This is a genomic window from Bacteroidota bacterium, assembly GCA_039714315.1.
In the GTDB taxonomy this organism is placed as follows: Bacteria; Bacteroidota; Bacteroidia; order Flavobacteriales; family JADGDT01; genus JADGDT01.
The window spans coordinates 1-3,279 of record JBDLJM010000231.1 but is presented as its reverse complement, the minus strand read 5'-3'; the positions used below and the strand labels follow the sequence as shown (position 1 = coordinate 3,279).

The window sequence follows — 3,279 nt, the reverse complement described above, 5'->3', positions numbered from 1 at the left end:
ATCATTCCCCTGTGGGTCAAAATTGTTAAAATTTTGTCATGCTCGTTTCATCTGTTATATTTATTTTGAATTTATTTATCCAATTAATTATCTATATTCTTTCAGGCTATATTTATTATTACTTTTTATTTCAATAACGTTTGTTTCAAGTAGGTAACTTATTGTATTTAAAATTAATTTGTCGTCTTTTTTTAGAAAACCTACAATTTCACGTGATGAAAAGTTATCTTTCTTTAAAAGGTTAATTATTTCTTTTTCAATATTTATAGAATAAATTTGCTTTTCTTTTTTTGATACACAAACATCACATAAACCACATTCTTTTCCTTTTTTCTGATCAAAATATTGGAGCATTTGATGATTTCTGCATTCTTTACTGTTTTCAGCGTAATTTATTATTGCTTTAATTCTATTTTTTAGTCTTTCATTTCTTGTTTCTATTGATTTAGAAATACTGCCAATAATATATTTTTCATTTCTGGGTAGTAAAAATTTTATTTTTTGACCCTTTTGTGAAGGTTCATATTTTATTATTCCATCTTTTTTTAAGCGCAATAGGTTATTTCGAACCAACTGTTGCGATATATTATTCTTAGAGGCAAAATTATACTCATTTATTTTTACATAGTCATCACTTAATCCTCCATAACTTCTAAGTAGTAATGTAATAAATATTCCCAGATATTCATTCTTGTCTTTGTATTGAAAGAGGTAATCATTGCCAACTACAAACATTATTTTTGAATATATTGAAGAAGTATTTGTTACCGAGATAACATCTTCCTTTTGAAGAATATTAATAGCGTTATAAGTTTTTATAAAATTAAGCTGATTTTTAAATACGAACTCCGGTAGGTTAAAGGGGTATAAATTATAGTCTTCGTTATTTTTTGCAATCTTATAGTTTTTGTAGAGTCTACTTAATATGTCGGACACAATTTCTTTGTCAGCCAAATTATTTAAGTGGAATGATTTAAGATTCTCCACATCACTATCGTTAAACAGCATTATGGCAAAAGCTTTCTTCGTATCTCTTCCTGCTCTTCCAGCTTCCTGAAAGTAAGCCTCAGGGCTATCCGGTAAATCCATATGAACAACTAAACGAACATCAGGTTTATCAATACCCATTCCAAAAGCATTAGTGGCAACAATTGCTCTAACTTCACCTTTCATCCATTGGAGTTGTCGTTTATTCTTCTGGTCTTTCTCTAAACCCGCATGATAAAATGTAGACTTTATACCGTGTTTGTTAAGTATAGAACTTATCTCTTTTGTTTTTCGTCTGTTTCTAACATATATAACGGTGCTTCCTTTTACCTTATTGAGAATTTGAAAAAGCCTGTAGAATTTATCTTCTTCCTTTAATACCCAAAAAGCCAGATTATCTCTTTTAAAGCTGGTTTGGAAAACTTCAGATTTCTCGAGATTAAGGTATTTTGAAATATCTTTAAGTACAATATTTGTAGCAGTTGCAGTAAGTGCTAATATCGGAGTTTCGGGAATTAGGTCTCTAATAGTTGAAATTTCAAGATATGACGGTCTGAAATCGTGCCCCCATTGCGAAATACAATGTGCTTCATCAACAGCTAATAAAGCTACATTCATGAGAGGGATACGTGTTTTTACTAAGTGGTTTTTAAGTTTTTCAGGCGAAATATATAAAAACTTAGTTTCACCATTAACACATTTGTCCAGTTCTAAATCCATTTCTTTTTCACTAAGCTCACTTGTTAAAGCTATTGCTCTTATGTTTTTTGAATTTAGATTTTCGACTTGATCGTTCATAAGGGCGATCAATGGCGAAATTACTATTGTAAGCCCTTCAATGACCATGCCCGGTACCTGGTAACACAAAGATTTCCCCCCACCTGTAGGCAGTAGTGCAATAGTATCTTTTTTGGTTAAAACAGAATTTATAATATTTTCCTGTTTAGGTCTGAAACTGTCGTAGCCCCAATACTTCTTTAATATGTTGTGGATAGAAAATTGCATCAGATACAAAGATGCAAAAGATTTGTGATTTATTGTAGTAAGTCAAGGGATAACTATTACCAGAATAGTAATGGTTAACCTCTGACTTATTTATAAATCAAGATGGTTAAGAATAAACCTTATTCTTTCTTCTATATTGGCTTTAGGTACTAAGATTACATTATAACCTAAATTTTTATATGTATTATGGATATAATTTTCTAATCTTTCAGCTTTATAAAAGTCTTCTTTTCTTTCGTTGTCTGTTTCGTATATTTCTTTCCAGGCAGGTGTAAGAAAAATTTTATCATAGTATCTAAGATCTGTTCCCAGACTATGATATTGTTTAGGAACCTCTATGTTATCGTAGTTCATATAAGCAAAAACATCCGGAATTCCCCTGTCGTAAAAGGCATAATTGCTGTAGTGCTCGCTTTTTGCTTTGTGATATTGCTCCATTCTTTGAGAAATAACCAATTCACTAAATTTGTGCAGGTTCATCCAAGGTAAGATATCGCTATTATCTTTCAAAGATTGCCTGATAATTTCCCGTGACTTTTCATGAAGACATTGAAATCCTTGATTTTCTAAGTCTCTGATTATAGATGTTTTACCTGTGCTTGGTCCTCCTGTAATTATGACTCTCTTTACTTTCAAATCCAGTGAATTATAAAGTTGCAAAAGTATAAAAAAATATTGTTTTTTTTGAACTAGATATTTAAATACTAGACAGATTGCAGTAAAAAATTCAGAATTAAGTATCTTAGAAACTTACCTAAGAACATAAAGATTGTAACCTTTATCAAGCTACTTCTCATAAAACCTAAAGCTATAGCTATTGGAGTGCCTAAAATTGGGAGCCAACAAAGAAGAGCCATGAAGTAGTCGAACTTATGGATGTACTTAAATTGTTTTTCAACTTTTTCCTGCGGAACTTTTAAGTATTTAGTAATCCATTCCCATTTACCAAATGTACCAATCCAGTAATTGGTCATGCTTCCTAGCCAATTCCCAACAGAAGCCACAAGAAGAAGCGAAACAGGATCAAAATTTTTGTAGAATAATAATCCATATAAAACTTCTGAGCCCAAAGGCATCACAGAACCTGCTAAAAATGAGGCTATAAAAAGTCCTAAATATCCAAACTCAACTAATGTTTCCATTTATTTGTAAGGTGCTCTTATTTTGTTTCGGGCAAAGATCATAAAATTAGTTGTATATGCTAACAGGGATGATGTTAAAGATGTAATAAATAATCTTATTGCTGCCTATTCTGCCTTTTTAAGTTTAGTTATTGATCAAATAATC

General features: G+C 30.9%; 3 protein-coding genes. All 3 read right to left on the bottom strand.

Annotated features, from left to right (window positions below; genetic code table 11):
* Positions 1-87: 87 nt before the first annotated feature.
* Positions 88-1,992 (bottom strand): ATP-dependent DNA helicase RecQ, encoded by a 1,905-nt coding sequence (locus tag ABFR62_13800; protein MEN8139492.1) that lies wholly within the window; start codon positions 1,990-1,992, stop codon positions 88-90.
* Between the two features lie 90 nt (positions 1,993-2,082).
* Complete coding sequence (locus ABFR62_13795) at positions 2,083-2,628, bottom strand: ATP-binding protein (protein ID MEN8139491.1); 546 nt, start codon at positions 2,626-2,628, stop codon at positions 2,083-2,085.
* A gap of 68 nt (positions 2,629-2,696) precedes the next feature.
* A complete protein-coding gene (locus ABFR62_13790; GenBank protein MEN8139490.1) occupies positions 2,697-3,134 on the bottom strand; it encodes a YqaA family protein in 438 nt (145 codons plus the stop codon).
* Between the last annotated feature and the right edge of the window lie 145 nt (positions 3,135-3,279).

What these genes read in the sequence shown, in the direction of transcription:
- ABFR62_13800 (MEN8139492.1), bottom strand. Translation starts at nt 1,992, where the DNA reads ATGCAATTTTCTATCCACAACATATTAAAGAAGTATTGGGGCTACGAC.
- ABFR62_13790 (MEN8139490.1), bottom strand. Translation starts at nt 3,134, where the DNA reads ATGGAAACATTAGTTGAGTTTGGATATTTAGGACTTTTTATAGCCTCA.